Source organism: Actinomadura sp. 21ATH (genome assembly GCF_041951345.1).
Classification (GTDB): domain Bacteria; phylum Actinomycetota; class Actinomycetes; order Streptosporangiales; family Streptosporangiaceae; genus Spirillospora.
The window spans coordinates 175880-200134 of sequence record NZ_JBGNUR010000005.1 but is presented as its reverse complement, the minus strand read 5'-3'; the positions used below and the strand labels follow the sequence as shown (position 1 = coordinate 200134).

At 74.7% G+C, this 24255-nt stretch carries 23 protein-coding genes; 3 read left to right on the top strand and 20 right to left on the bottom strand.

The window, feature by feature from the left end; translation table 11 throughout:
• Window positions 1–7 precede the first annotated feature (7 nt).
• Window positions 8–481 carry a MarR family winged helix-turn-helix transcriptional regulator gene (locus ACA361_RS18095; RefSeq protein ID WP_375013174.1) on the top strand — a complete coding sequence of 158 codons (474 nt, stop codon included), beginning with the start codon at window positions 8–10 and terminating at the stop codon, window positions 479–481.
• Here the strand turns inward: ACA361_RS18095 and ACA361_RS18090 are convergent.
• Complete coding sequence (locus ACA361_RS18090) at window positions 478–1893, bottom strand: Nramp family divalent metal transporter (protein WP_375013173.1); 1416 nt, start codon at window positions 1891–1893, stop codon at window positions 478–480. The genes ACA361_RS18095 and ACA361_RS18090 overlap by 4 nt on opposite strands.
• A complete protein-coding gene (locus ACA361_RS18085) occupies window positions 1890–2831 on the bottom strand; it encodes a shikimate dehydrogenase (RefSeq protein ID WP_375013172.1) in 942 nt (313 codons plus the stop codon). The genes ACA361_RS18090 and ACA361_RS18085 overlap by 4 nt, the downstream gene beginning before the upstream one ends.
• 94 nt (window positions 2832–2925) lie before the next feature.
• Between ACA361_RS18085 and ACA361_RS18080 the strand changes: the two genes are divergently transcribed.
• The gene (locus ACA361_RS18080; protein WP_375013171.1) at window positions 2926–3600 is read left to right on the top strand and encodes a TetR family transcriptional regulator; all 675 of its coding nucleotides are present in this window, start codon (window positions 2926–2928) and stop codon (window positions 3598–3600) included.
• A gap of 24 nt (window positions 3601–3624) precedes the next feature.
• Here ACA361_RS18080 and ACA361_RS18075 read toward each other — a convergent pair whose 3' ends face one another.
• The 8 genes from ACA361_RS18075 to ACA361_RS18040 form a co-directional block, all read right to left on the bottom strand.
• A complete protein-coding gene (locus ACA361_RS18075; RefSeq protein ID WP_375013170.1) occupies window positions 3625–4662 on the bottom strand; it encodes a hypothetical protein in 1038 nt (345 codons plus the stop codon).
• Between the two features lie 52 nt (window positions 4663–4714).
• Window positions 4715–6205, bottom strand: a complete 1491-nt coding sequence (locus tag ACA361_RS18070) for a cytochrome P450 (protein WP_375013169.1) — start codon at window positions 6203–6205, stop codon at window positions 4715–4717.
• 2 nt (window positions 6206–6207) lie between these two features.
• On the bottom strand, window positions 6208–6840 hold the full coding sequence (locus tag ACA361_RS18065) for an ATP/GTP-binding protein (protein ID WP_375013168.1): 633 nt from the start codon (window positions 6838–6840) through the stop codon (window positions 6208–6210).
• Window positions 6821–7192 carry a DUF742 domain-containing protein gene (locus ACA361_RS18060; RefSeq protein WP_375013167.1) on the bottom strand — a complete coding sequence of 124 codons (372 nt, stop codon included), beginning with the start codon at window positions 7190–7192 and terminating at the stop codon, window positions 6821–6823. Before ACA361_RS18060 ends, ACA361_RS18065 begins: the two co-directional genes overlap by 20 nt.
• On the bottom strand, window positions 7189–7614 hold the full coding sequence (locus ACA361_RS18055) for a roadblock/LC7 domain-containing protein (RefSeq protein ID WP_375013166.1): 426 nt from the start codon (window positions 7612–7614) through the stop codon (window positions 7189–7191). The genes ACA361_RS18060 and ACA361_RS18055 overlap by 4 nt, the downstream gene beginning before the upstream one ends.
• A 4-nt stretch (window positions 7615–7618) precedes the next feature.
• Window positions 7619–9046, bottom strand: coding sequence for a sensor histidine kinase (locus ACA361_RS18050; RefSeq protein WP_375013164.1), 1428 nt, complete (start codon window positions 9044–9046; stop codon window positions 7619–7621).
• Window positions 9047–9309: 263 nt separating this feature from the next.
• Window positions 9310–10644, bottom strand: coding sequence for a cation:proton antiporter (locus tag ACA361_RS18045; RefSeq protein ID WP_375013163.1), 1335 nt, complete (start codon window positions 10642–10644; stop codon window positions 9310–9312).
• Window positions 10645–10650: 6 nt separating this feature from the next.
• Complete coding sequence (locus ACA361_RS18040) at window positions 10651–11784, bottom strand: 3-deoxy-7-phosphoheptulonate synthase (RefSeq protein WP_375013162.1); 1134 nt, start codon at window positions 11782–11784, stop codon at window positions 10651–10653.
• 276 nt (window positions 11785–12060) lie between these two features.
• Here ACA361_RS18040 and ACA361_RS18035 point away from each other — a divergent pair, with 276 nt between their 5' ends.
• Complete coding sequence (locus ACA361_RS18035; protein WP_375013161.1) at window positions 12061–13491, top strand: NAD(P)/FAD-dependent oxidoreductase; 1431 nt, start codon at window positions 12061–12063, stop codon at window positions 13489–13491.
• Between the two features lie 15 nt (window positions 13492–13506).
• Here ACA361_RS18035 and ACA361_RS18030 read toward each other — a convergent pair whose 3' ends face one another.
• The 10 genes from ACA361_RS18030 to ACA361_RS17985 form a co-directional block, all read right to left on the bottom strand.
• A complete protein-coding gene (locus ACA361_RS18030) occupies window positions 13507–14823 on the bottom strand; it encodes an AMP-binding protein (RefSeq protein WP_375013160.1) in 1317 nt (438 codons plus the stop codon).
• The gene (locus ACA361_RS18025) at window positions 14820–16040 is read right to left on the bottom strand and encodes a cytochrome P450 (protein WP_375013159.1); all 1221 of its coding nucleotides are present in this window, start codon (window positions 16038–16040) and stop codon (window positions 14820–14822) included. Before ACA361_RS18025 ends, ACA361_RS18030 begins: the two co-directional genes overlap by 4 nt.
• 26 nt (window positions 16041–16066) lie before the next feature.
• The gene (locus tag ACA361_RS18020; protein ID WP_375013158.1) at window positions 16067–17146 is read right to left on the bottom strand and encodes an NAD(P)/FAD-dependent oxidoreductase; all 1080 of its coding nucleotides are present in this window, start codon (window positions 17144–17146) and stop codon (window positions 16067–16069) included.
• Window positions 17143–18048, bottom strand: a complete 906-nt coding sequence (locus ACA361_RS18015; protein ID WP_375013156.1) for a hypothetical protein — start codon at window positions 18046–18048, stop codon at window positions 17143–17145. The genes ACA361_RS18020 and ACA361_RS18015 overlap by 4 nt, the downstream gene beginning before the upstream one ends.
• A 132-nt stretch (window positions 18049–18180) precedes the next feature.
• Window positions 18181–19125: a fumarylacetoacetate hydrolase family protein gene (locus ACA361_RS18010; RefSeq protein ID WP_375013155.1), complete on the bottom strand. Its 945-nt coding sequence runs from the start codon at window positions 19123–19125 to the stop codon at window positions 18181–18183.
• A gap of 18 nt (window positions 19126–19143) precedes the next feature.
• Window positions 19144–20082, bottom strand: coding sequence for a VOC family protein (locus ACA361_RS18005; RefSeq protein WP_375013154.1), 939 nt, complete (start codon window positions 20080–20082; stop codon window positions 19144–19146).
• A complete protein-coding gene (locus tag ACA361_RS18000; RefSeq protein ID WP_375013153.1) occupies window positions 20079–21086 on the bottom strand; it encodes an amidohydrolase family protein in 1008 nt (335 codons plus the stop codon). The genes ACA361_RS18005 and ACA361_RS18000 overlap by 4 nt, the downstream gene beginning before the upstream one ends.
• On the bottom strand, window positions 21083–22210 hold the full coding sequence (locus ACA361_RS17995; RefSeq protein WP_375013152.1) for an FAD-dependent oxidoreductase: 1128 nt from the start codon (window positions 22208–22210) through the stop codon (window positions 21083–21085). Before ACA361_RS17995 ends, ACA361_RS18000 begins: the two co-directional genes overlap by 4 nt.
• A gap of 7 nt (window positions 22211–22217) precedes the next feature.
• Window positions 22218–23177: a cyclase family protein gene (locus ACA361_RS17990; protein ID WP_375013151.1), complete on the bottom strand. Its 960-nt coding sequence runs from the start codon at window positions 23175–23177 to the stop codon at window positions 22218–22220.
• Window positions 23177–24184 carry a fumarylacetoacetate hydrolase family protein gene (locus tag ACA361_RS17985; RefSeq protein ID WP_375013150.1) on the bottom strand — a complete coding sequence of 336 codons (1008 nt, stop codon included), beginning with the start codon at window positions 24182–24184 and terminating at the stop codon, window positions 23177–23179. The genes ACA361_RS17990 and ACA361_RS17985 overlap by 1 nt, the downstream gene beginning before the upstream one ends.
• Window positions 24185–24255 lie beyond the last annotated feature (71 nt).

Sequence of the window (24255 nt, the reverse complement as noted above, 5' to 3'; positions counted from 1 at the left end):
TGGGCCGATGACCACCACGCCGATCGGCCGCGAGCGCGACGGCGACGGCGACGCCAAGGCGCCGCCGTCGCTGCTGTACCTGGTCAAGCGCCTGGAACTGGCCGTCCGGTCGCACCTGGAGGAGGTCGTCCGGCCCGCCGGGATCACCGCCCTGCAGTACACGGCGCTCACCGTCCTGGAACGGCACGACGGGGTGTCCGCCGCGCAGCTCGCGCGCTCCTCGTTCGTCACCGCGCAGACGATGGCCGACATGGTCCGCGCCCTGGAGAAGCGCGGCCTCATCCGCCGCGAGCCCAACCCGGCCAGCCGCCGCGAGCGGCTGATCCTGCTGAACGACGCGGGCCGCGAGCTGCTGGCCGCGTACGCCGAGCCCGTCCGCCGCGTCGAGGAGCGGATGACGGCCGAGCTGACCGCGCGGCAGGCCGACCAGTTCCGCGCGGCGCTCGGCACCTCCTGGCGGGCCCTCGCGCGCGAGGGCTAGAGGTCCTGGATCTGGGTGACCAGCATGGCCAGGGCGAAGAAGCCGTAGAAGCCGATCGCGATGACCATGGCCACGAGCCGCACGCCGCGCATCCTGATGGCGGCGGGCAGGTCCCGGATGTTCAGGCGGACCAGCAGGATCGAGTAGAGCAGCGTGACGACCGACGCCGCGCAGGTGGAGACCAGCAGCAGCGCGATCGGCTGGTCGAAGCCGGCCAGCAGGATCGCCGACCCCAGGACGATCTCGGCCCACACCACCGCCAGGTAGATGCGCGCCTCGGTCCAGCGGGCGGAGTCCTGGAGGTAGTTGCGCCTGAGGAAGTCGCTCGCGACGCGGCCGATGACGTCCAGCAGGCCCATCGCCGCCGCCCACAGCGACACCGCGGCGATCGCGAAGAACAGCAGCTTCAGCCACGTCCCGACCTCCGCCTCGAGGACGTCGCCCTCGATGCGCAGGAACGTCGGGTCGGACTCCAGGTCGTCGCGCCCGAACAGCGTCTCGTAGGCCAGCAGGCTCATGACGCCGATCGTGACGATGCAGACCAGCACGAACGTGGCGAGGTGCTCGATGTTGGCGCGCTTCCACCAGACCCGCCAGCGGGCGAGGTTGGCCTCGTCCTCGGGGAAGGCGTAGCGGTCGCCGCCGGCGGCCTCCTCGCGGCCGGTGATGGGGGAGACCAGGCGCGGGACGTGCGCGCCCATGCCGTAGCCCTTGTCCCGGATCCAGTTGCTGAGCACGAGGTTGTGCACGCCGCCCGCGCCGGCCGCGCCCAGCGCGCTGAGGATCATCGTGAACGTGATGCCCTCGGGAATCCGCCCGAAGCCCGTCACCGTCTTCTCCGCGCCCTCGCCCCAGGTCGCCAGCGAGATGACGAACACGGCCGCCACGGCCAGGAAGAACAGGGTGAGCGCCACCTTGGCGAACTCCACCCGCTCCACCGTCGTGTAGATCACCTTGGAGAAGGTGAGCAGCACCCCGATGACGACCAGGGTGCCGACCGAGATCCAGACCGGGTCGCCGCCGCCGACGAGGTAGGTGAACACGGTCGAGCCGCTGGTCGCCCATCCGGGCCACACGTACTGGAACGCGCCGGCCAGGCAGATCAGCACGCCCCAGCCGCGCCACCAGCGGGAGAAGCCGGCGACGACCGTCTGGCCGGTGGCCAGCGTGTAGCGCTCGATCTCCATGTTGATCACGTACTGGACGACCAGCGTGGTCAGGGCCAGCCACAGCAGCCCGAGCCCGCCGATCGCGGTGAGGTACGGCCAGAGGATGATCTCGCCGGCGGCGAGGCCGATGCCGATGGCCACGATGCCGGGGCCGACCATCCGGCGCAGCGGCATGGGTTCGGGGAGGTCCCGTACGGGGCCGGAGTGCGTCGCGGGGTCCGGTGGCCTGGTGTGCTGGCTCATGTGACTCTCCGGGATTCGGTGGGGGGTGGGCCGGCCCGGCCGTCCCGGCCGCGCCGCGCGAGCAGGCGGTCCAGATGGCCGAGCATCCGGCCGGTGTCAGGGGTCCGGCCGGTGATCAGGGCGAAGCTCTCGGCGGCCTGGAACACGCACATGCCCGCGCCGCCGATGGCGCGCAGGCCGCGGGCGCGCGCCGCCGCGAGCAGCGGCGTCTCCAGCGGCATGTAGACGATGTCGACGAGCCACTGGCCGGGGCGCAGCAGCGCGGGGGGCACCGGCGTGCCGGGGTGCGAGCGCATGCCGACCGGGCTGGCGTTCACCACGCCGTCGGCGGAGGCGAGCGCCTCGTCCAGGCCGTCCGGCGCGATGCCGGCGATCCGCTCGCCGCCGAACCGCGCCGCGAACGTCCCGACGAGCTCCGCGCGCCGTGCCGGGTCGGGATCGGCGACGGTCAGCCGCCCGGTTCCCGCCGACAGCTGGGCGTACGCGCAGGCCGCCCCGGCGCCGCCCGCGCCGAGCTGGACGACATGGCCGGACGCGGCGCCGGGCAGCCCGTGCCGGAACGACGCGGCGAACCCGGACGCGTCGGTGTTGTGCCCGATCCGGCGCCCGCCGTCGAACACGACCGTGTTCACCGCGCCGATGTCGGCCGCCTGCGGGGAGAGCCGGTCGAGCTTCGCGATCACCCGCTGCTTGAACGGATGGGTGACGTTGAGGCCGGCGAAGCCCGCCGCCTCGGCCTCGTCCAGCAGCCGGCCGAGGTCGTCCGGGACGCCCGGGCGCGCGGTGTCGATGAGGGCGTACGAGACGTCGAGGCCGTGGTGCGGCCCCTCGGCCTCGTGCAGGGGCGGCGACAGCGACGTCGCTATGCCCGAGCCGATCAGGCCGTACCGGCAGGGCCGCATGTTCGGCGATTCGCTCCTCGCTGTGGCTTGGCTCACAGCGGTAATGTACGAACTAGTACGTCCTTTAACAAGAGCCGCCGGGCCGCCCTAGTATGGGTGTCCTCCGGTAGGCCCGCTTCCGTGGAGTCAGATGTCGACGCAGCCCCTCCCGTCCGCCCCGGGCGGGCGCCGCCGCGATGCCGGCCGTACCCGGGCCGAGATCCTGGAGGTGGCGCAGCGGGAGTTCGCCCGGCACGGCTACGCCGGTGCGCGGGTGGACGAGATGGCCGCGCTGATGCGCACCACCAAGCGGATGATCTACTACTACTTCGGTGCCAAGGAGAAGCTCTACATCGCCGTCCTGGAGAAGGTCTACTCCGAGGTCAGGGCGGCCGAGTCGGCCATCGACGTGGAGCACCTGGCCCCGGTGGAGGCGATCCGCACGCTGGCCGAGCTGACCTTCGACCACCACGACGCCCACCCCGACTTCATCAAGCTGGTCAGCATCGAGAACATCCACCACGCCGAACACCTGCGCAAGTCCGAGATCCTGACCAACCTCGGCGGGCCGATCACCGGGCTCATCTCCCAGATCCTGGACACCGGCCGCGCCCGCGGCGACTTCGTCACCGACGCCGACGCCGTCGACGTGCACATGATGATCAGCGCCCTGTGCGTCTTCCGCATCTCCAACCAGCACACCTTCGGCGCCCTGTTCGGCCGCGACCTCACCGCCCCCCAGCACCGCACCCGCCACCGCCAGATGACCGGCGAAGCCGTCGTCGCCTACCTCACCGGCCACGGCCGCCGCGCCGCCCGCGACTAGCCGGGGCGCGGCGCCGGCCTCCGTTCAGGCGTCGGCGAGGGCGACGGCGCGGTCCAGCGCCCGGGCGGCGTCCTCGGGGGAACGGCGGCCCAGGCCGCAGGCGGTGGAGACGGCGACGGTGCGGCCCAGGAGCGACTCCACGATGCCGAGGATCCGGCGCTGCTCGGCCAGGTCCTGGTTCTCGTGGGCCAGGCCCGCGACGAACCGGACGTCCGGCGGCATGTCCCGCAGCCCCGCGAGGTCCCGGTAGAAGCGGAGGTCCGTGACCGGCGGGTGCTCGCCCGCGGCGAGCGGGACGTGGACGTACTCCAGGTCGCGGCCCGCCGGCCAGGCGCGCAGCACCGCGCGGGCCAGGGCGACCAGCGGCGCGGTGGTGCGCATGCGCTTCAGCGCCCGGTTGTTGAGGTCGCCGACGCACAGGTGGACGCCGAACCGGGAGCCCGGCGGCGCCTCGGCGGCCGGCCGGGCCATCCCGCCCGCCATGAACCGCGCCGCCGCGCCGCGCAGCGGCCCCGGCGCCGTCGTCACCATGACCAGCTCCACCGGGAACTCCAGCTGGAAGAGCACGTCCCGGCCGCCCCACCGGGCGACCTCGTCGATCTCCCGGGCCAGCGCCTCCCGGAACGGCCGCCGGTACCGGAACGCGCCGGCCGGGCCGAACGAGAAGAGCGCGAGGTCCAGGTCGCCGGGGATGCCGACCTGGAAGGACAGCCCGTCCAGCCCGTGCGCGGCGCGGATCTCCCGGAACGCGGCGTACCCGTCCGCCGCGCTGCGGGCGTGCCCGAGATCGAGGGCCGCGGCGGTGAGCCGGTGCCCCCGCCGCACCCGGAACACCGGCCGGTCGTCGTAGCCCGACCAGCCGCCGTTCCTGCGCAGCTCCACGTCGGGATGGTCCCGGAAGCCCTCGATGATGTGCTGGACCCAGTTGCGGCGCTCGCCGACCTCGCCGTCGGACAGCGTCCGCAGGCGCGGGCCCGCCGCCCGCACGGCCGCGGTCATCGCCTCGCTCGCGCCGGCGGCCGGATAGCTGCCGACTAAGTGGACATCCCGCTTGGTGGACATGCGCGCACCTCCGGAGCCCGGAAGCCCTGCCGCTCCCGGGCCGCGACGTACCTCAAGGGTGCCACCGGCCGTCGCTTCCGGACAGGTGCGCCAGGTGCCTCCGCAGCGACGTCCACCTGGACGCGGCGGGCGCGGGCGGCGCCGCCGGCGGCGGCCAGGGAGGCAGATCCGGCCCTCCGACCGGGTGGCCGGGCGCGGGCCGCGCGGCGGGGGCGGGCCCCGGATCCGGCGGCTCCGGGGCGGCCCGGGCCTGCGGGCGACGGGCCGTGAACGTGACGGGAAGCGCGTCCAGATGGCGGGTCACCCAGGCCGAACGCCAGTGCAGCTCGTTCTCGGGCACCGCCATCGTCACGTCGGGCAGCCGGGCGAGCAGGGTGTCGATGCCCGTCTCCGCGATGGCCCGGCTGATCTCCTGGCCGGGGCACTCGTGCGCGCCGCCGCCGAACGAGAGATGGGACCGGTTGCCGTAGAGCGGCGCGGCCGGATCCGGCCGGATGGCGGGGTCCACGTTCCCGGCGGCCAGGCCGAGCAGCATCAGGTCGCCCGCCTTGATCCGCTGCCCGCCCAGCTCGGTGTCGGTGGTGGCCCACCGCCCGACCAGAGTGCGGAACGGCGGCTCGTCCCACAGGATCTGCTCGACGGCGTCCGGCAGCGTCATGTGGCCGCCGGCCAGCGAGGCGCGGAACCGCGGGTCGGCGAGCACCATCCGCAGCGTGCTGGTGATCAGGCTGGCGGTGGTCTCGTTCCCGATCATCAGCAGCACCCGCAGGTTCTGGACGACCTCGATGTCGGTGAGCCCGGCGGGATGGGCGAGCAGCCAGGACGCGATGTCGTTCGCGGGGGCGGCCCGCTTAGCCGCCACCACCTGCCGCAGCTGCGCGACGAGGTGCTCGTTGCTGGCGACGGCCGTCTTCGCCCCCGACCCCATGTCGCGCGTCGCCGCGACCATGGACGGGCCGGCCTGGTCGGGGATGCCGATGAGCCGGCCCAGCACCAGCATGGGCAGGTGCTGGACGAACCGGCCGACCAGATCCGCCTCGCCCGCCGCGCAGAAGCCGTCGATCAGCTCGCCGGCGAACCGGGTGACGTGCCGGCGGATGCCGCGCCGGTTCAGCCGGCCGAGGCTGTCGTTGACCGCCGACCGCAGCCGCCGGTGCGCGTCGCCGTCGGCGAACCGGATCATCGGCTTCCACTCGGTCAGCGGCAGCAGCGGCGAGTCGGGGGGCACCCGCCCCTCCCGGGTCAGGTTCCAGACCCGGGAGTCGCGGGTGAAGTGGGTGGAGGTGCGGGCGACCTCCAGGTTCTCCCGGTAGCCGAGCACCAGCCACGCGGGGAGGTCGTCGGCCAGCAGGACCGGCGCCACCGGGCCGTGCTCGGCGCGGAGCCGCTCGTACACGGTCATCGGGTCGGTGACGGCCTCGGGGGAGAACAGGTTCACCAGGCCCGCCGTGCCGCGCCCGGCGTGCGCCGGGCACTCCGGCGGCGGCACGGGGGCGCCGGCCGCCGCCGGGTCGGGGAACCGGTCGGGGGGAGTGGGGGACACGTTCATCGCTCCTGGGTCGCGGCGGTGGGCGCGGCGGTGAGGGTGTAGAGGTAGCGCATCAGCGCCATCAGCGTGTCGCGGCTGGACCCGCGGTCGCGGGCGTCGCACTCGACGATCGGCACGGGGTCGGGCAGGTCCAGGGCGGACCGGATGGCGGCCAGCGGGTGCCGCGGGGCGTCCGGGAAGCGGTTGACCGCCACGATGAACGGGACGCCCTCGTCCTCCAGCCGGCCCAGCACGTCGAAGCTGACCTCCAGCCGCCGGGTGTCGATCAGGACCACCGCGCCCAGCGCGCCCTCGAACAGCCCCTTCCACAGGAACCAGAAGCGCTCCTGCCCGGGGGTGCCGAACAGGTAGAGCACCAGCTCCTCGTTGAGGCTGATGCGGCCGAAGTCCATCGCCACGGTCGTCTGCGTCTTGGTCTCCACGCCGGCGACGTCGTCGACGCCGACGCTGGCCTCCGTCATGGTCTCCTCGGTCGTCAGCGGCCGGATCTCGCTGACCGCCTTGACCAGGGTGGTCTTCCCGACCCCGAAGCCGCCGACGACCACGACCTTGACCGCCGCCGCCGTCGACGCGGGCAGGGTGTCCCGCTCCGCGGGCCCGACCCGCACGTCAGATCCTGGCAAGCCCATCCATCACCGCCTCCAAAAGCGTGACGTCCGGGCGCGCCGTCGCCGACACGGGCGCCCGCACCTCCACATGACCGCCGTCCACCAGGTCCGCGACCAGCACGGTGACCGTGCTGCACGGCAGGGACAGGTACGCCGAGATCTCGGCGACCGACAACGGGCCCGCGCACATGCGCAGGATGGCCAGGTGCTCGGGGTTCATGCCCGGCTCGGGCGCGCCCCGCGACACCACCAGCGTCACCAGGTCCAGGGGGACGCGCCGGGACGGGCGGTCGCGCCCGGCGGTGACGACGTACAGCCGCTCCGGCGCGCCCTCCTCCCAGTCCGGCCGGCCGTCCCCGGCGGGTGGCCTCACAGGGCCGGCTCGCTCGACCGCGGCGCGCTGCTCAGGTGCTCCCCGATGCGCGCGACCAGATCCCGCATGCGCTGGCCCATCAGCCCGGCGTCCACGCCCTCGTCGGCCAGCACCGCCAGGTACGCGCCCTGGCCCGCCGCCATCAGGTAGAAGAAGCCGCCGTCGATCTCGATGACCACCAGCCGCATCCGGCCGTCGCCGTGCGGGAACTCCGCGGCGATCGCGCCCGCCAGGCTCTGCAGCCCCGCGCAGGCCGCGGCCAGCCGGTCGGTGGTGTCGGTGTCGCCCTCCGGTGGCCCGGCCGTGCTCAGTTCGGCGATGCTCAGCCCGTCCGACGAGAGGACCACGACGTGGCGCGTCTGGGGGACGCCGGCCGCGAGGTCCTTGAGCATCCAGTCCATGTTCTGCCGCCGCTGTGTCATTCGACTACTCACCCTCGCCCCATGACGCGTCGTCGCCGTCCGGCCGGTCGGCGTCCGGCCCGGAGTGGTCGCCGGAGATCCCGTTGTGGAAGTCGGCCAGCCAGAGGCCGGGTTCCGCGGCCGCCTTCGCCGGCTCCCCGGGAAGCCGGGTCCCGGCCGGCGCGGGGGCCGGGCCGGCGGGCCGGGGGGCCGCGGGGACGGGCGCGCCGCGGCGGCGCCGCCGCTGGGGCAGGCCGTTGGCGTCGCGCGGGAACTCGCCCGCCGGGGCCTCCGGCTCGACCCGGACGGGCCCGCCGCCGGGCCGCGGCCGGGGCCGGGGCGGCGGCAGCGTCGCCGCGCGGGCGATCTTGCCGCCGGGGACCGGCGTCAGCGTGATCAGTTCCTTGGGCACCGTCAGCACCGCGCGCACGCCGCCGTACACGGAGGGGCGCAGCGCCACGGTGAAGTCGTTCGCCGCGGCCAGCCGGCCGACGACGGCCAGGCCGAGCCGCGGCGACTCGCCGAGGTCGTCCAGGTCGATCCCGCCCGATCCCTGCGCGAGCGCCCATTCCGCGCGGGCCCGTGCCTCCTCGGTCAGGCCCACCCCGGCGTCCTCGATCTCGACCGCCACGCCGGACTGGACCTCGGCCGCGGTCAGGTGCACGCGCGCCTGCGGCGGCGAGTAGCGGGTGGCGTTGTCGAGCAGTTCGGCGAGCGCGTGGATCAGCGGCTCCACCGCCGGCCCGACGACGGCGAACTCGGCGACCGAGTGCAGGTCGACCCGCTTGTAGTCGGCGATCCGCGACATGGCGCCGCGCAGGACGTTGAACAGCGGCACGTCCTGGCGCCACTGGCGGCCCGGCCGCGCGCCGCCGAGCACGGCGATGCTGTCGGCGAGCCGGCCGATCAGCGCGGTGCCGTGGTCGAGGTGCAGCAGGTCGCCGAAGATGTCGGGGTTCTCGCCGTGCTTGTCCTCCATCGCCCGCAGGTCCTGGGCCTGCTGGTGGACGATGGCCTGCACCCGGCGGGCGATGTTCACGAACGCCCGCTGGGCGGAGTCGTGCAGGCCCACCTGGGCCTCCACGGCGTCGATCACCGAGCGCAGCACCGCGTCGTGGGCGGCGCCCAGCCTGGGGCTGAGCCGGGGGTCGGGGGCCAGCCCGCTCAGCGCCTCCTCCGCGACCGCGCCCCGCTGGAGGCGCTCGACCGCGGCGGGCAGCAGCTCGGTGGCGAGCCGGATGGTCTCGGTCTCCTGGTCGGCCCACCGGCGCCGCAGGGCGGCCGCCTCGGCGGCCTGCCTGCGCTCCATCTCGGTGAGCGCGCGCTCCCTGCGCGTCTCCTCCCAGACGACGATCGCGGCGGCCACCGCGCAGCAGCCCGCGACCGCCACCTGCGCGTCGGCGGACACCAGCCCGGCCGCCAGCCAGGCCACGACCGCGCCCGCCAGGAGCACGAGGAGGGGAGGCAGCCATATCGGGACGCCGGATGTTCGTCTTCCGCGCGTCGTACCGGATCGAGCCATTGACACATCCTCAATTTCCATGGAGCCGAAATTCCGCCTTACGGGCGGTGCCGAAAGGGGTGGACGCTCCAGCGATTACTGACGGATGTCAATTTCGGTGACATATGAGTTCCGTGACAGGGCGGCTAGGTTATAGCCGGTTCCGTGAGGCGTGCAAGCGTTCATGGGAATCGATCATAAATGCGGTGAATGATCTATCCAAGAATTCGCGTATCCGACATTAGCCGCAATTCCTCTTCGCGCTTCAGTTCGATTCTGGGGACGGCGCGGCGCAGCACGGGCGGCGCCATGAGCGACGTCACGATCGCCACCAGGACGATGATCGTGTACATCGCCGGAGTGATCACGCCGAGCCGCAGCCCGGCCATCGCGACGATCACCTCGATCACGCCGCGCGCGTTCATCCCGCCGGCCAGCGCGAGCGCCTCCCACCGGTCCAGCCGGCTGAGCGTCGCGCCCAGATAGGCGCCCATGAATTTGCCCGCGATCGCGATCAGCAGGATCAGCGGGGCCAGGGCGAGAACGTCCGGGCGCGCGAGCGCGGTGAGGTCCATCCGCAGCCCGGCCGTGGCGAAGAACAGCGGCGCGAGAACCGCGAGAACGATCGCCCGCAATGGGGCGAGACGGGCCGGATCGACGTTTCCGGATGCCTTGATCAGCAACCCGCAGACGAACGCCCCCAGGATCGCCTCCAGTTCCAGGGCCTGCGTCGCGGCGGCGGAAAGGAACGTCAGCGCGACGACCGCGGCGAGCGTGACCGCCGGAGTGGACCGCCCGGCGGCCCCCAGCACCGCGCGGACGAGCGGCCGGGCGAGCAGGGCCGCCGCGGCGACCCCGGCCAGGGAGAGCAGCGACACGGCGGCGCCCGCGGCGGTGAACCCGCCGACGGCCAGGGCCGACACCAGGGACAGCAGGAACCAGCCGGCGATGTCGTCCAGCACGCCCGCGGTCAGGATGAGCTGGCCGATGTCGCGGTGCACCAGGTTCATGTCCATCAGCGTCTTGGCGATGACCGGCAGCGCGCTCACGCCCATCGCCACGCCCAGGAACAGCGCCGGGACGGTGCGCTCCGCGGCCCCCTCGCCGGGCAGCAGCGCGGCGGGCAGGACGTACCCGGCGGCCGCGCCCAGGGAGAGCGGGACCAGCAGCCCGGCCGCGCTCACCCGCAGCGCGGTCGCCCGGTTGCGCCGCAGCAGGCCGAGGTCGATCTCGATCGCGGTGAGCGCGACCAGGAGCAGCACGCCGAGCGTGGCGGCGGCGTCCAGCAGGTGCATCTGCCCGGCGTCCCGCGGCAGCAGCCACCCGGCCGGGCCCGGCGCCGCCCAGCCGAGCAGGGACGGGCCGGCGAGCACGCCCGCGCACAGCTCCCCGACCACGGCGGGCAGGCCGAACCTGGCGGCGAGCCGGCCCAGCAGCAGCGCCAGCGCCAGCAGGAGGCCGACCTGGAGCAGGAAGACGAGCAGCGCGTGCGAGCCCAGCGGCGGGACGACGCCGGGCGGCGCCGCGGCCCAGCCGGTCCAGGCGGGCACGGCCGGTCAGCCCGCGGCGCGGTCCCGCCCGCCGGCGCGGATCTCGGCCAGCGTGGCGAGGACGCAGTCGACGGTCTGGGCCGGGTTGAGGCGCGGGTCGCACAGCGTCCGGTACGCGCGGTCCAGGTCCCGTTCCTCCAGCCGCTGCCGGCCGCCCGCGCATTCGGTGACGTCCTCGGGGGCGGTCTCCAGGTGGAGCCCGCCGGGGCGGGTGCCCACCCGCCGGTGGGCGGCGAAGAACGCGCGGATCTCGGCGACGACGTCGCCGACGCGGCAGAACCTGCGCCCGGCGGCGGTGGTCCGCCCGTTGCCGTGCATCGGGTCGCACACCCAGGTGACGGGGACGCCGGAGTCGCGGCCCGCGCGCAGCAGCGGCGGCAGCAGCCGGGCCGCCCGGCCGGCGCCGACCCGGGTGATGAGCGGCGGCAGCGCGCGCAGGCGGGCCCGGCACCGGCGCAGCGCCGCCTCGTCCCGCCACGCGGGCTGGTGCCGCGCCTCCGGCGGCAGCGGCGGCGGCGACGGCCCGGAACCGGAACCGGAGCCGTCGAGCCGTTCCGCGGCCGGGCCGTGCGCGTGCCCCGTGGCGTCTCCGCCGCTGACCGCGGCGGAGACGTGGTCGGGGTTGAAGCACTCGCGCACGTAGAACGCGGGCTCGTCCTCGATCAGCATCAGGTACGCCTTCACGGCGCACGGCACGGCCCCGGTGCCGCGGCGCCAGGCGTCCCGCCCGACATGGACGATGCGGCGACGCTGGGAGAGGCCCCTGCCGAGCACGCTGTAGCCGAGCGGGGTGTGCAGGTCCAGGGCCGGATCGCCCGGCCGGTGGCGGCCGACGACGTAGTTGAGCGTCACCGGGGACGACCGCGGGTCCAGCAGCGAGGACCGGCGGACCAGGACCTCCTCGCCGGCGCCGACGCCGAGCAGCCCGGCGATCTCCGCGGGGACCGCGTCGGCGCCGGTGACCTCCTGGTGGAGCACGCGGACCCGCAGCCTCGTGTTGAGCATCGCCTCCAGCAGCGGGGTCGTCAGCCCCTCGCCCGCCAGCAGCATCCTGGTCTGCGGATCGGTGAACGCGCCGGCCGTTCCGGGAGGCTCCGGGGGCGGGGGCGCCTCCGACGGCGCGCGGCGGAGCAGGGACACGGTCCACCTCCACAGGGCCCGCGGGGCCCGTACGGGTCCCCGGTCTCGGCCGGCGGGGCGGCGGGCTCGCGGCTCGCCCGGCTGCCCACGACCGGCCGGAACGGGGCCCGGGGTCAGTCCGGAAGACCCCATCGTGAAACTCTCACGACGGATGCCGCGAGTGACGCGACCGCCACACAATCCGTGACGTGGAGCTACAGGCTCATGGCTTAGCGTCCCGGGCTTTCGGTGCTTGTCTTGCGAAATGAGCCGTTTCACCGTCACCGGAGGCAGCACATGAGCTACACCGACCACGTCCAGGTGCTGGTGATCGGCGGTGGGCCCGCGGGCTCCACCGCCGCCGCCCTGCTCGCGAAATCGGGCGTCGAGGTCCGGTTACTGGAGCGCGAGACCTTCCCCCGCTACCACATCGGCGAGTCGCTGCTCGCCTCCTGCCTGCCCACGCTCCGCCTGTCCGGGGCCTTCGACGCGGTCCAGGCTCACGGCTTCCAGACCAAGCGCGGCGGCGTCTTCCACTGGAAGGACGACAAGTGGCTGCTGGACTGGAGCCGGCTGGTCGATCCGGACGCCTGGTCGTGGCAGGTCGACCGGGCCGCGTACGACCACATCCTGCTGCGCAACGCCGCCGAGCAGGGTGCGGAGGTGATCGAGAACGCCACCGTCAAGGACGTCGCGTTCCACGGCGACCGGCCGGTGTCCGCCAGTTGGGTGGACGCCGCGGGGACCATCCAGCACACGGAGTTCGACTTCCTCATCGACGCGTCCGGGCGCGCCGGTGTCCTGTCCCGGCAGCACTTCGACATGCGCCGCCCGCACGAGGTGTTCCAGAACACCGCGATCTGGGGCTACTGGGACGGCGCCCGCGCGCTGCCCGACGGCCCCGAAGGCGCGATCAACGTCGTCTCCGCGCCCGAGGGCTGGTACTGGCACATCCCGCTCGGCAAAGGCCGGTACAGCGTCGGGTACGTCACGTACAAGCGCTGCTTCACCGAGGAGCGCCCCGCGTTCCCGTCCCTGGAGGCGTACTACCGGGACGCCCTGGGACGCTCGGCCGACATGAGGTGGCTCCTGGAGAACGCGACCCTCACCGGCCAGATACGTGCCGAGCAGGACTACTCCTACGTGTCGGAGCGGTTCTGCGGGCCCGGCCACATCATGGTCGGCGACGCGGTCTGCTTCCTCGACCCGCTGCTCTCCACGGGCGTCCACCTGGCCCAGTACGGCGCCCTGGTCGGCGCCGCCGCCGTGGCCACCACGCTGCGCAAGGACATGGAGGAGGCGAAGGCGCTGGCGTTCTTCGACTACGTCTACCGCCGCGCGTACTCGCGCTTCCTCGTCCTGGTGTCGCGGCTCTACAAGCAGTACATCGGCATGGACGAGTACTTCTCCCACGCCCACGAGCTGGTGCACGAGGACAGCCGCGCCGGCGACGAGGCGATCCAGTCGTTCACCCGCATCACCACCGGGCTCACCGACGTGCGCGAGGCCGGCGAGACCGGGCGGCGCACCACCACCGGCACGCTGGAGGCCGAGGCCGAGGACGTCCGGGACGAGGCGGCCAGGTCCAACGTCCGCTATATGGGCGGGCTCGACATGTCGCCCGTCTGGAACATCTGGCGCGACCCGCTCGGCCCGGACACCGCGATGGGCGGGATCCGCATCGTCACCTGGCCGGAGTTCGGCCTGGTGGAGGAGGGCCGGGCCTGACCGTGCGGCCCCGGCTCAGGCCGGCGCCCGGTCCAGCAGGAACAGGTAGCCGTCCTCGTCCAGCCGGCCGAGGTCGCCGGTGCGCAGCCAGCCGCCGCGCACCGCCCCGGACGTGCGTTCCGGATCGCCGAAGTAGCCGAGCATGACCTGGTCCGTGCGCGCCCAGACCTCGCCGGCCTCGCCGGGCGGCAGGTCGCTTCCCGCCGGGTCGCGGACGCGCAGCTCGACCCCCGGCACCGCCCGCCCGACCGAGGCCAGCAGGCCGGCCCGGAGGTGGTCGCCGGGGGCGAGCGCGGTCAGGAACCCGCCCTCGGTGGTGCCGTACGTCTGCGTCAGCACCGCGCCGAGCCGCCCGGTCAGCGCGGCGGTACGGGCGGGATCCGCCGGCTCGCCGCCGTAGACCAGCTGCCGCAGGCCGTTCGGGGGCACGCCGAGGTCCGGCGCGACGCCGTAGAGCCGGGACGGGCGGCCGGCCATGACATGGGTGAGGTGCTCGCGCGCGATCAGCCCCGCCAGCCGGGCGGCGCCGTCCACGGCGGGCTCCAGCACGACCGTGCCGCCGCCCGCGAGCGTCCACAGCGTGAACAGGGCCGGGACGTACTGGACGCCCGGCGCCGCCAGCAGCCGCCACGGGCCGGGCCCGAAGATCCGCCGGGCGGCCGCGAGGTGTGCGGCCTCGGTCCGGTGCCCGTAGGCCACGGCCTTCCGCGGCCCGCTCGTCCCGCTGCTGAACATCACCGCCGAGACCGCCTCCACGCCCGCCGGGTCGGCCGTCGAGGCCGCGAGCGGCCCGGTGCAGGCCGTGCTCGCCGGGCCGGTCGCCGGTGAGGCGAGCGGGTCGCCACCGGCCGTGCTCGCCGGGCCGGTCGTCGGCGGCGCCGGCGGGTCGTCGCCGGGCGCGATCGCTGGGGCCGGCGTCGGGTGCGGGGTGAAGAGGCCGGCGTTCAGAGGAGCGGCCACCGGGGTCGGGCAGGCGGCGAGTAGCGAGGCGGCGTCCTGCTCTCGGGACGGGTCCCATAGGAGCGCCGCCGCGTTCAGGGTGCGCATCACCGCGGCGGCGGGCGCCACCGGCATACCGACCGCCAGGTGGACGTAGCGGCAGCCCAGCGCGAGCGTGACCAGCCGGGCGATGGCCGACTCGGGCGCCGCGCCGTACAGGCAGGCGACGGTGTCCCCCGGCCGGACGCCGCGCGCGGCGAGGCGGGCGGCGCCGGCGGCCGCCATGGCGAGCACCTCGTCCCCGCTCAGCCGGCGCTCGCCGGCCACCAGCACGTCGCGGCCGCCTGCGGCGCGCAGCCCGGCGAGCACCGCCCGGCCGAGCGGGCCGGTCACCGGGCCCGCCGGCCGAGCAGCACCGGCAGCGTCGGGGTGCTGACGCCGATCACCGTGTTCAGCGAGCCGAGCCCGTCCAGCGGCCCGGCGGGCGCCAGGTCCGGGTACGCCGCGAACAGCCCGGCCAGCGCGATCTCCGTCTGGAGCCGCGCGAGCGGCGCGCCCAGGCAGTAGTGCGGGCCCTGCCCGAACGACAGGTGGGACGGCGCCGGCTCGGTCACCTCGAACCGCGCGGCGCGCTCCCCGTACTCCGCCGGGTCCCGCCCGGCCGCCGCGTAGCAGGCCAGGACCGCCTCGCCCTTGCGGATGAGCACCCCGTCGATGCGCACGTCGCGGACGGCGTAGCGCATCGGGAACAGGCCGATGGGGGAGTGCAGGCGCAGCGCCTCCTCGACCGCCGCGTCCCACGGCAGCTCCCCGGAGCGCAGCCGGGCGAGCTGGTCCGGCGCCGCCAGCAGCGCCCGCACGGCGTTGGTGATGAGGTTGACGGTCGTGACGTGCCCGGCGACGAACAGCGTCTCGAAGGTGTCGTGGACCTCCTCGGCGGTGAGCCGGTCGTCGCCCAGCGCGAGCAGCTCGCTGACCAGGTCGTCGCCGGGCGCGCGGCGGCGTTCGGCGATGACGTCGGCGAGCACCGCGCGGCGCCCGGCGCGCGCGTCCGCGATGCGGCGCCGGTCGGCCTTCATCTGCGTGGTCACGTGCGCGTGCTCGTACAGTTCGGGCCGCCGCTCCCGCGGGATGTCCAGGATGTCGGCGATGACCTCGCAGGGCAGCGGGTAGGCGAACTCCCGCCGCAGGTCGGCGGGACCGGGCGGCAGCTCCTCCAGCCGGTCCAGCATCCGGCCGGCCACCGCCTCGATCCGCGGCCGCAGCTCCCGGACGCGGCGCGGCGAGAACACCTTGGCCAGCGGGGCCCGCAGCCGCCGGTGCGCCGCGCCCTCGGAGTTGACCATCGAGGTGTCCCGGACGACCTGCGCGATCGACCCGCCGTCCCGCAGGTTCCGGCGGCCCTCCGCGGACCAGTGCCGGATGTCCTTGGACAGGTCGGGGTGGGTCAGGACGGCCTCCAGCGTCGCGTACCTCGCGGCGGCCCACGCCCGGACCCCCTCGATCTCCACGGGCACCAGCGGGCCGGCCTCCCGCAGCCGGTCGTTGACGGCGTGCACGTCCTCGGCCCGCGCGTCGAGCGCGACGCACGGATGCTCTGTGTCCGCCACGGATCTCACGTCCCCTCGCGTCCTGTTCACGTCCGTTGGGCGCCGACCGCGAACCGCCCCGGGTCGACGTCCGGCTCGCGCTCCAGGTACAGGTCCCGGACGAGTGCGCCGGCCGCGGGCGCGACGCACAGGCCGTGGCCCGAGAACCCGGCCGCGTACAGGAACCGCGTCGTTCCGGGCACGCCGCCGATGAACGCCGTCCGGTCGGGGCTGGCGTCCCGTACGCCGGTGAACGCGGTGCGCAGGTCGGCCCCGGCCATGCCCGGATACACCGCCGCCAGGCGGTCGCGGACCCGCGCGCGCCAGCGCTCCCGGTCGGCGTCCGCGTACCCCATGCCGATCAGCAGGCCGTCGCCGCGGCGGCGGACGAGCAGGCCGCTGCCGGCGTCCAGGGTGATCGGGATGTCGGGCAGCGGGATCCCGGACGGCGGCGGCCCGGCGGCCAGCAGCTCCTGCTCGACGGGTTCGGGCAGCGGCAGCTCCACGCCCGCCGCCCGCGCCAGCGGCGCCGACCAGGCGCCCGCGGCGCACACGATCCCGGCGGCGGTGAGGCTTCCGTCCTCGGTGTCCACGCGCCCCGCCGCGACGTCGATCCCGGTGACCGGGCTGCCGGTGCGCAGCTCGGCGCCGGCCCGGCGCGCCGCCGCGGCGAACGCGCCGACGATGGCCGCGGTGTCGGACACGTACGCCTGCGGCGACCACGCCGCCGCCAGCAGCCCGATGTCGCCCACCAGCGGGTTGAGCCGCCGGGCCTCGCCGGCGCCGACCAGCCGGACGTCCACGCCGGCGGCCCGCTGCGCGGGCAGGTCGGCCTCGAACGCGTCGATCTGCCCGGTCTCGGTGAACAGCACCAGGTAGCCGACCCGCCGCAGCGGGATCGCCGGCCCGGCCTCCCTGTAGGCGGCCAGGCTCCGCACCGCCATCGCCGAGCTGGCCGGGTTCCCGGCGAAGTAGGCGCGCAGCACGTCGGCGGTGGCGCGCGACGCGCCCGACCCGAGCCCGCGCCGCTCCAGCAGCACCGTGTCCACGCCGGCCTCGGCCAGGTGGCGGGCCACCGACAGGCCGATCACGCCGCCGCCGACGACCGCGACCCGCCCGCCGGTCACCGCGCGGCCCCGGCGCGGGCGAGATGGTCGCCGACCTGCCACGGGAACAGGTGCAGGTTCCAGCCGCCCAGGCAGTTGACGTACAGCGCCATGTGCGCCATCACGGCGGCGAAGTCGTCGCGGGTTCCGAGCCGGTCCAGGGTGTCCAGGACCCGCTCGGTGAACGTGCCGAGCTTCGCCAGCCCGCAGTACGCCAGGAACTCCGCCGGTACGGCGATCAGCGTCCGGGCCATGTGCCGCAGCGACTCCAGCGGCATCCCCTCGCCGGCGGCGCGCACCAGCCCGCTGTACGTGCAGTACCCCAGCGGGCGCGTCTCCCCGTTCACGAACAGCATCGTCGTCAGCACGGTGCCGTAGCTCCCGGCGCCCGAGGCGATGCGCCCGTCGTGGACGTCGACCAGCTCCGCGGGCGGCTCCAGCCAGATCCGCTCGGTCTCGGCGTGCAGCTCGCCGATGAGCGCGTCGGCCTCCGGGTCCGCCGCGCGCAGCCGGGGCACGCGGTGCCCGCTCGGCTCGCCTGCGCGCCGCACCTCGGCGACGACCGGCTTCTTGGACGCGTACACCGACTCCCACACCGCGCGCCCGACCTCCGCGAGCGCGTCCAGGTCGCCGGGCGCCACCCGGCCGACCGGGGTGGCCGGCATCGGCTCGGTCAGCTCCCCGTACTTGATCCCGAGATGCTGGAGCTTCGAGCAGAACACGGTGCCGTCGGGCACCGTCCGCCGGTCCACCCGGTGGGCGGCGGGCAGGTGGAGCAGGTCGTGGACGGGCGCCACGTGGAACAGGTGGTGCCCGGCCACCAGGGCGTGCCCTTGCAGGCTGCGGTAGGGCAGGGCGTCCCAGAGCGCCTCCGCCAGCTGCGGATTGCGGTCATCGAGGTCGGCCGTGACGGTGACTCCCAAACCAGGCCAGGTCACTTCAATGCGTTGTGAATCGTTCACAGTGCGCGCAGTACCCGATGACCTGCGAAAACATCTAGTCGAACGGCAAAGGTTTCCGCTCCCGGGGCCGCCCCCGGCGCGCGCCCGCGCGGCTCAGGGGCGGTCCCTCGGGCGCTCGCGGGCGCGCCCGACCGGGACGGGGGCCGTACCGGGGACGATCGTGTTGGAGACCGTGCCGATGCCCTCGACGGTGAGGGTGACGGTGTCCCCGGGCTTGAGCGGCGGCGGGTCCTGGGACCCGTTGCGGCCCCAGAGCTCGGCCAGGCAGCCGCCGTTGCCGCAGGTTCCGGAGCCGAGCACGTCGCCGGGGCGGACGCGGGTGCCCCGGGAGGCGTACGCGACCAGGTCCTCGAACGGCCAGCCCATGTTGGACAGCAGGTCGCGCCCCACGACCTCCCCGTTGAGCTCGGCCGTCAGGGCGAGCCGCAGGAAGCCGGCGGTGTCGCGGTACGGCTCCAGCTCGTCGGCGGTGACCAGCCAGGGGCCGAGGGTGGTGGCCGCGTCCTTGCCCTTGCAGGGGCCGAGGCCGACCCGCATCTCGCGGGACTGGAGGTCGCGCGCCGACCAGTCGTTGAAGATCGTGTAGCCGAAGATGTGGCCGCGCGCCTCCTCGGGGGACAGGTCGGCCCCTTCGCGGCCGATGACGGCGGCCACCTCCAGCTCGAAGTCCAGCGCGGCCGAGCCGGGCGGCACGGGCACGTCGTCGCGGGCGCCGACCATGGCGTGCGGGTTGGAGAAGTAGAACGTCGGCGCGTCGTACCAGGCGTCCGGTACGCCGCTCCGCCCGTCGACGCTGCGGCGGACGCCCTCGACGTGCTCCTCGAAGGCGACGAAGTCGCGGACGGACGGCGGCTCGATCGGCGGCAGCAGCCGGACCTCGTCCAGCGGCACGGCCGCGCCCGCCGGTCCGGCCGCCGGGACCGGGCCGCCGGCGACGATGCCGAGGAGTTCGGTGCCCTCGGGGAACGGCAGGATCCGGCCGTCCTCGACGCGGCCGCAGCGGCGCCGGCCCTGGTGGAGGTAGGTGGCGAGTCGCATCGGGTGCTCTCCTCCGGATCAGACGGGCGGGGCGACGAAGACGCCGCGGTCGGGGTCGTTGAACGACTCCTTGGCGACGAGCTCGTTCATCGGGTTGGCGGTGCCCCACTGGTCGGTGACCTCGGGCTGGGAGAAGTCGTACACGTGCGGGTGCCAGGTGTCCTCGTCGAGGTTCTCCAGCTCGGTGGTGTACTCGACGGTGTTGCCGTGCGGGTCCAGGAAGTACGAGAACGTGTTGTCCCCGGCCATGTGGCGGCCCGGCCCCCAGATGTGCCGGACGCCCGCGCGCATGAGGCGGCCGGTGCCGTACATGTACTCGTCGATCCCGCGCATCTCGAACGAGATGTGGTGCAGCGACGTGTGCGGGCCCTTGGCGAGCGCGAGGCTGTGGTGCTGGGGGTTGCAGCGCATGAAGTGCATGACCTCGCCCATGCGCGGGGACGAGAGCGTGTCCGACAGCGCGAAGCCGAGGTGCGTCTCGTACCAGCGGCGGGTGGCGTCCAGGTCGGGGCTGTTGAGGACGACGTGCGAGAGCCGGACCGGGATCGCCTCGCGCGGCTCCAGCCGCCGGTGCTCGCGGACGGCGACGCCGGCGGAGACCTCGACGGTGCGGCCGTCGATGTCGAAGAAGCGGAAGCCGTACCCGCCGCCGGGGGTGTCCAGCGCGCCGGGCTCGGTGACGAGGGTGACGCCGGCGGCGCGCATCCGCTCGGCGAGGGCGTCCACGTCGGCGGGGGTCTCCGCGCCGAACGCGACCAGGTCCAGCCGCTTCCGCTCGTCGCGGCGGAGCCGGACGACGTACTGCTCGGGCGAGCCCTCCGCCGCGAGGAAGGAGATCCCGGTGTCGGTGGCGACCTCGGTGAGGCCCCAGACGCCGGAGTAGAACTCGCGCTGCCGGTCGTAGTCGGGCACCGCCAGGTCGACGTGCCGCAGGTGGGTGATGAGTCGGTCGGTCATGCTCGCGTTTCCTTGAGGTCGAAGAGGGCCGCGGCGTTGCCGCCGCGGATCGCGTCGTGCTCGGCTTCGGGGAGCCGCGCGGCGCGGAGCCGGTCGAGCGGGTCGGGGACGCCCATGTCGAACGGGTGGTCGGAGCCGAGGACGACCCGGGACGCCCCGGCCGCGCCGACGAGGGCGCGCAGCGCCGCCGGCTCGTACACGAGGGAGTCGAACCAGATCCGCCGCAGGTAGGCGCTCGGCGGCTCGGCGCACGTCCGGGCGTCGGGACGGGCCTTCCAGCCGTGGTCGGCCCGGCCCAGGTAGGTCGGCAGGTAGCCGCCGCCGTGCGCGGCCAGCACCTTCAGCGCCGGATGCCGGTCCAGCACGCCGCCGAAGATCAGGTGCGAGAGCGCGACGGCGTTCTCGGCCGGCTGCCCGACGATGTTGGACAGGTAGAACCGGTCGAGGCGCTCGTCCAGCGTGCAGCCGAACGGGTGCAGGAACACCACCGCGCCGCGCTCCTCGGCCCGGCTCCAGAACGGTTCCAGTTCCGGGTCCGACAGCTCGCGGCCGGGCGCGTGCGAGGAGATCTCGACGCCCTTCAGGCCGAGGTCCAGGGCGTGGTCGAGCGCCCCGGCCGCCAGGTCCGGATGCTGGAGCGGAACGAGGCCGAGCCCGTGCAGGCGCCCGGGGGCCTCGGCGCAGTGCGCGGCGGTGCCCTCGTTCGCCAGCCGGTACACGGTGCGGGCCAGGTCGCGGTCAGCCCAGTAGTGGTAGTGCGAGGGCGACGGGCTGACGATCTGGACGTCGACCCCGGCGGCGTCCATGTCGGCGAGCCGCGGGTCCACGCGGGTGAGGCGCCCGATGCGCGCGCCGATCATCCGGCCGTTCTCCTCCAGGGCGGCCGGGCCGTTGCGGCGCGCCTCCAGCGCGCGGTGCTCGGCGTGGCCGGGCGCCCCGGCGACGGCCTCCTCGATCGCGGGCAGCAGCACGTGCGCGTGCGCGTCGACGGTCGGGACGGTCATGGGCGCTCCGTCACCATCGCGGCGATGCGGCCCATCAGCCCGGGGACGTCGGCGTCCGGGGACGGGTCCAGCTGCCATTCGGCCAGCTGGACCGACGCCTCCACGACGGCGCGGGCGCGCTCGTACCGGCGCTCCATGAACGCGTCGAACAGCTTCTGGCCGAGGGTGCCGGAGTCCAGCAGCAGTTCGGCCAGCACCCAGGCGTCCTCCAGGCACTGCGCGGCGCCCTGGGCGAGGGTGGGCGGGCACGCGTGCGCCGCGTCGCCGATCAGGACGGTGCGGCCGCGGTTCCAGGGCCGGTCCACGAGCAGCGACTCGAACCAGGTGTAGTTGACGCGGTCCGGGTCGGTGATGCCGGCGCGGATCTCGTCCCAGGCGCCGCCGTACCCCTCGGCGAGTTCCCGCATGTGGGCGGCCCGGTCGGCGCCGGCGACCGACTCGCGGGGCCGCGCCTTCTCCACCAGGTACGCGTACATGCTGTCGGGGCCGGTCGGGCAGTACCCGGCGATGAAGCAGGGGCCGCCGTAGACGAGGTCCGTGCGTTCGACGCCCTCGGGACGGCGGGTGTGGACGCGCCAGATGCCCATCCCGGCCGGCCGCGGCGCGACGTCGACGCCGATCAGCCCGCGCACCGCGGAGCGGATCCCGTCGGCGCCCACGACCAGGTCGTACGCGGCGCTCGTCCCGTCGGACAGGCGCGCGGTGACCGAGTCGCCGTGGTCGTCGAGCGCGGTCACGGTCAGGCCGTACCGGGTCCGCGCGCCCGCCTCGCGGACCGCGCCGGCCAGGGCGGCGGCCAGCCGCGGCCGCTCCATGCCGAGCGTCGCGGGCAGGTCGGGCCCGCCGGTGCGGGCGTCGGGGATCTCGGCGACCAGGCTCCCGTCCGGTGCCCGGATGCCCAGCGAGTCGAACGCGAAGCCGGACGCGGCGATCTCGTCGTAGACGCCGAGGTCGCGCAGCACGCGCAGGGCGTTGCCCTGGAGGGTGATGCCGGAGCCGAGCGCGGTGAGATCGGGCTTGATCTCGGCGATGTCGACGGCGACGCCGCCGCGGGCCAGGAGGGCGGCCAGGGCCGAGCCGGCCGTGCCGCCTCCGACGATGAGGACTCTCTCTACAGCTGGCACGGCGGCCTCACTTGACGGCGATGGGGTTGACGGGGGAGCCGACCGCGCCGGTGACCGGCAGCGGCGCGGCGGTGAGGAAGAAGTCGTACGCGCCGTCGGCGGCGCAGTGCGCGGCGAGCGCGTCCAGGTCCCACATCTCGCCGACCAGCAGGCCGATGTGCGGGATGGCGACCTGGTGCAGCGGCTGGAAGGCGTGGTCGAACTCGTTCGGCCGCACCTCGAAGCCCCACGTGTCGGTGGCGATCGCGGCGATCTCGGTGCGGTGCAGCCAGCGGGCCGTGGTGAACGACAGGCCGGGGGCGGGGCCGCCCGCGTAGTCGCCCCAGCCGTTCCGGCGCGCCCGGGCCAGCTGGCCGGTGCGCACCAGCACGATGTCGCCGCGGCCGACCTCGACGCCGTGCGCGGCGGCGGCCGCGTCCAGGTGCTCCGCCGTGATGGCGAAGCCGTCGGGGAGCTCGCCGTCCGTGCCGGCGACGCGGCCGACGTCGAGCAGGACGCCGCGCCCGGCGACGTGCGGCGCCATGTGCTCGATCCCGGTGACCAGGTCGCCCTCGGACGTGACGACCCGCTCGGCGGGCCGGCCGTTCCACGCCCGGCCGTGGTCGAAGATGTGGCCGAGGCCGTCCCACTGGGTGGAGCACTGGAGCGGCATCGCGATCACGTCGTCGGCGCCGCCGAAGCCGTGCGGGAAGCCCTGGGTGCCGAGCGCGGCGTCCGCGCCGGTGTCGGTCATCGTGTGGACCGGGTTGGTGCGGCGCCGCCAGCCCTTCTGCGGCCCGTCGGTGTCGAAGCTCTGGGCCAGCGAGAACGAGACGCCGTGCCGGATCAGCGCGGCGGCCTCGCGGCGCTTGGCCTCGTCGAGGAAGTTGAGGGTGCCGAGGACGTCGTCCTCGCCCCAGCGGCCCCAGTTGGAGCACGCCGCAGCGGCCTCGGCGATGGCGGCCTCCGGATCGGTGCGGTCGAGCATCACGCCCCGCCCTCCGCGACGCAGCGGTTGCGCTGGACGCCGAGCCCGGTGATCGAGCCCTCCATGACGTCGCCCGGCCGCAGCAGGCGGCCCCAGTGCATGCCGTTCCCGGCGGGGCTGCCGGTCAGCACGAGGTCGCCGGGCAGCAGCTCCACCGTCTGCGAGGCGCAGGAGACCAGCCGCGCCACGTCGAAGATCATGTCCTTGGTGGACTCGTCCTGCATGACCCGGCCGTTCAGCTTCAGCGTGACCCGCAGGTCGCCGGGGTCCCCGGCGAACGCGGCCGGCACCAGGTACGGGCCCAGCGGGGTGAACGTGGGGGCGTTCTTGGCGCGCAGCCAGTCGGTCCCGATCTCCGGCATGTCCCTGCGGAACACCGCGTCGCGCGCCGTCAGGTCGTTGGCGATGGTGTAGCCGGCGATGTGCCCGGCCGCCTGCTCGGGGGAGACCCGGTACGCCGGCCGGCCGATCACCGCGGCCAGCTCCAGCTCCCAGTCGGGCTTCGCGCACCAGTCCGGCAGGACGACGTCGTCGTACGGGCCGGTGATCGCGGACGGCAGCCCGATGAACAGGTACGGCGCGTCCTCGGCGGCGCGGCGGTCCATCATCGCCGCCGCCTCCTCGCGGACCCGCTCGGCGGGCCGGCCGCCCTCGGGCTCGTGCGCCACGGCGAGGTCGATGACGTGGGTGCGGTAGTTCGCCCCCGACTGGAGGACCTGCCGCGGCCGGACCGGCGGGAGCACCCGCAGCTCCGCCAGCGGGCGCCGCTCGCCGGTCCCGCCCGCCGCGGCCTCGCGCAGCAGCGGGAACGCCTCGTCCCACCGCTCCAGCAGGGCGCGGACGGACGGCGCGGCGGCCAGGTACGGGGCGAGCGGGCCGGCGGTGCGCAGGTCGAGGACCTGGTCGCCGATCACCAGCCCGGGGTAGGCCGCCCCGTCCCCGGCGGCGAACGTGCCGACCGCGAACGGTCCGGCGGGAGTCGCTTGGGTCACCACTGTGCTTTCCACGGCCACCACCCTGCGGCATGGATCACAATCACGGAAATCGATTGTCGATATGAAAGCCATCCGGCAGGCAG

Coding starts and splice junctions, on each gene's coding strand:
- ACA361_RS18095 (WP_375013174.1), top strand. CDS start 8: ATGACCACCACGCCGATCGGCCGCGAGCGCGACGGCGACGGCGACGCC.
- ACA361_RS18090 (WP_375013173.1), bottom strand. CDS start 1,893: ATGAGCCAGCACACCAGGCCACCGGACCCCGCGACGCACTCCGGCCCC.
- ACA361_RS18080 (WP_375013171.1), top strand. CDS start 2,926: ATGTCGACGCAGCCCCTCCCGTCCGCCCCGGGCGGGCGCCGCCGCGAT.
- ACA361_RS18075 (WP_375013170.1), bottom strand. CDS start 4,662: ATGTCCACCAAGCGGGATGTCCACTTAGTCGGCAGCTATCCGGCCGCC.
- ACA361_RS18065 (WP_375013168.1), bottom strand. CDS start 6,840: ATGGGCTTGCCAGGATCTGACGTGCGGGTCGGGCCCGCGGAGCGGGAC.
- ACA361_RS18055 (WP_375013166.1), bottom strand. CDS start 7,614: ATGACACAGCGGCGGCAGAACATGGACTGGATGCTCAAGGACCTCGCG.
- ACA361_RS18035 (WP_375013161.1), top strand. CDS start 12,061: ATGAGCTACACCGACCACGTCCAGGTGCTGGTGATCGGCGGTGGGCCC.
- ACA361_RS18010 (WP_375013155.1), bottom strand. CDS start 19,125: ATGCGACTCGCCACCTACCTCCACCAGGGCCGGCGCCGCTGCGGCCGC.
- ACA361_RS18005 (WP_375013154.1), bottom strand. CDS start 20,082: ATGACCGACCGACTCATCACCCACCTGCGGCACGTCGACCTGGCGGTG.
- ACA361_RS18000 (WP_375013153.1), bottom strand. CDS start 21,086: ATGACCGTCCCGACCGTCGACGCGCACGCGCACGTGCTGCTGCCCGCG.
- ACA361_RS17990 (WP_375013151.1), bottom strand. CDS start 23,177: ATGCTCGACCGCACCGATCCGGAGGCCGCCATCGCCGAGGCCGCTGCG.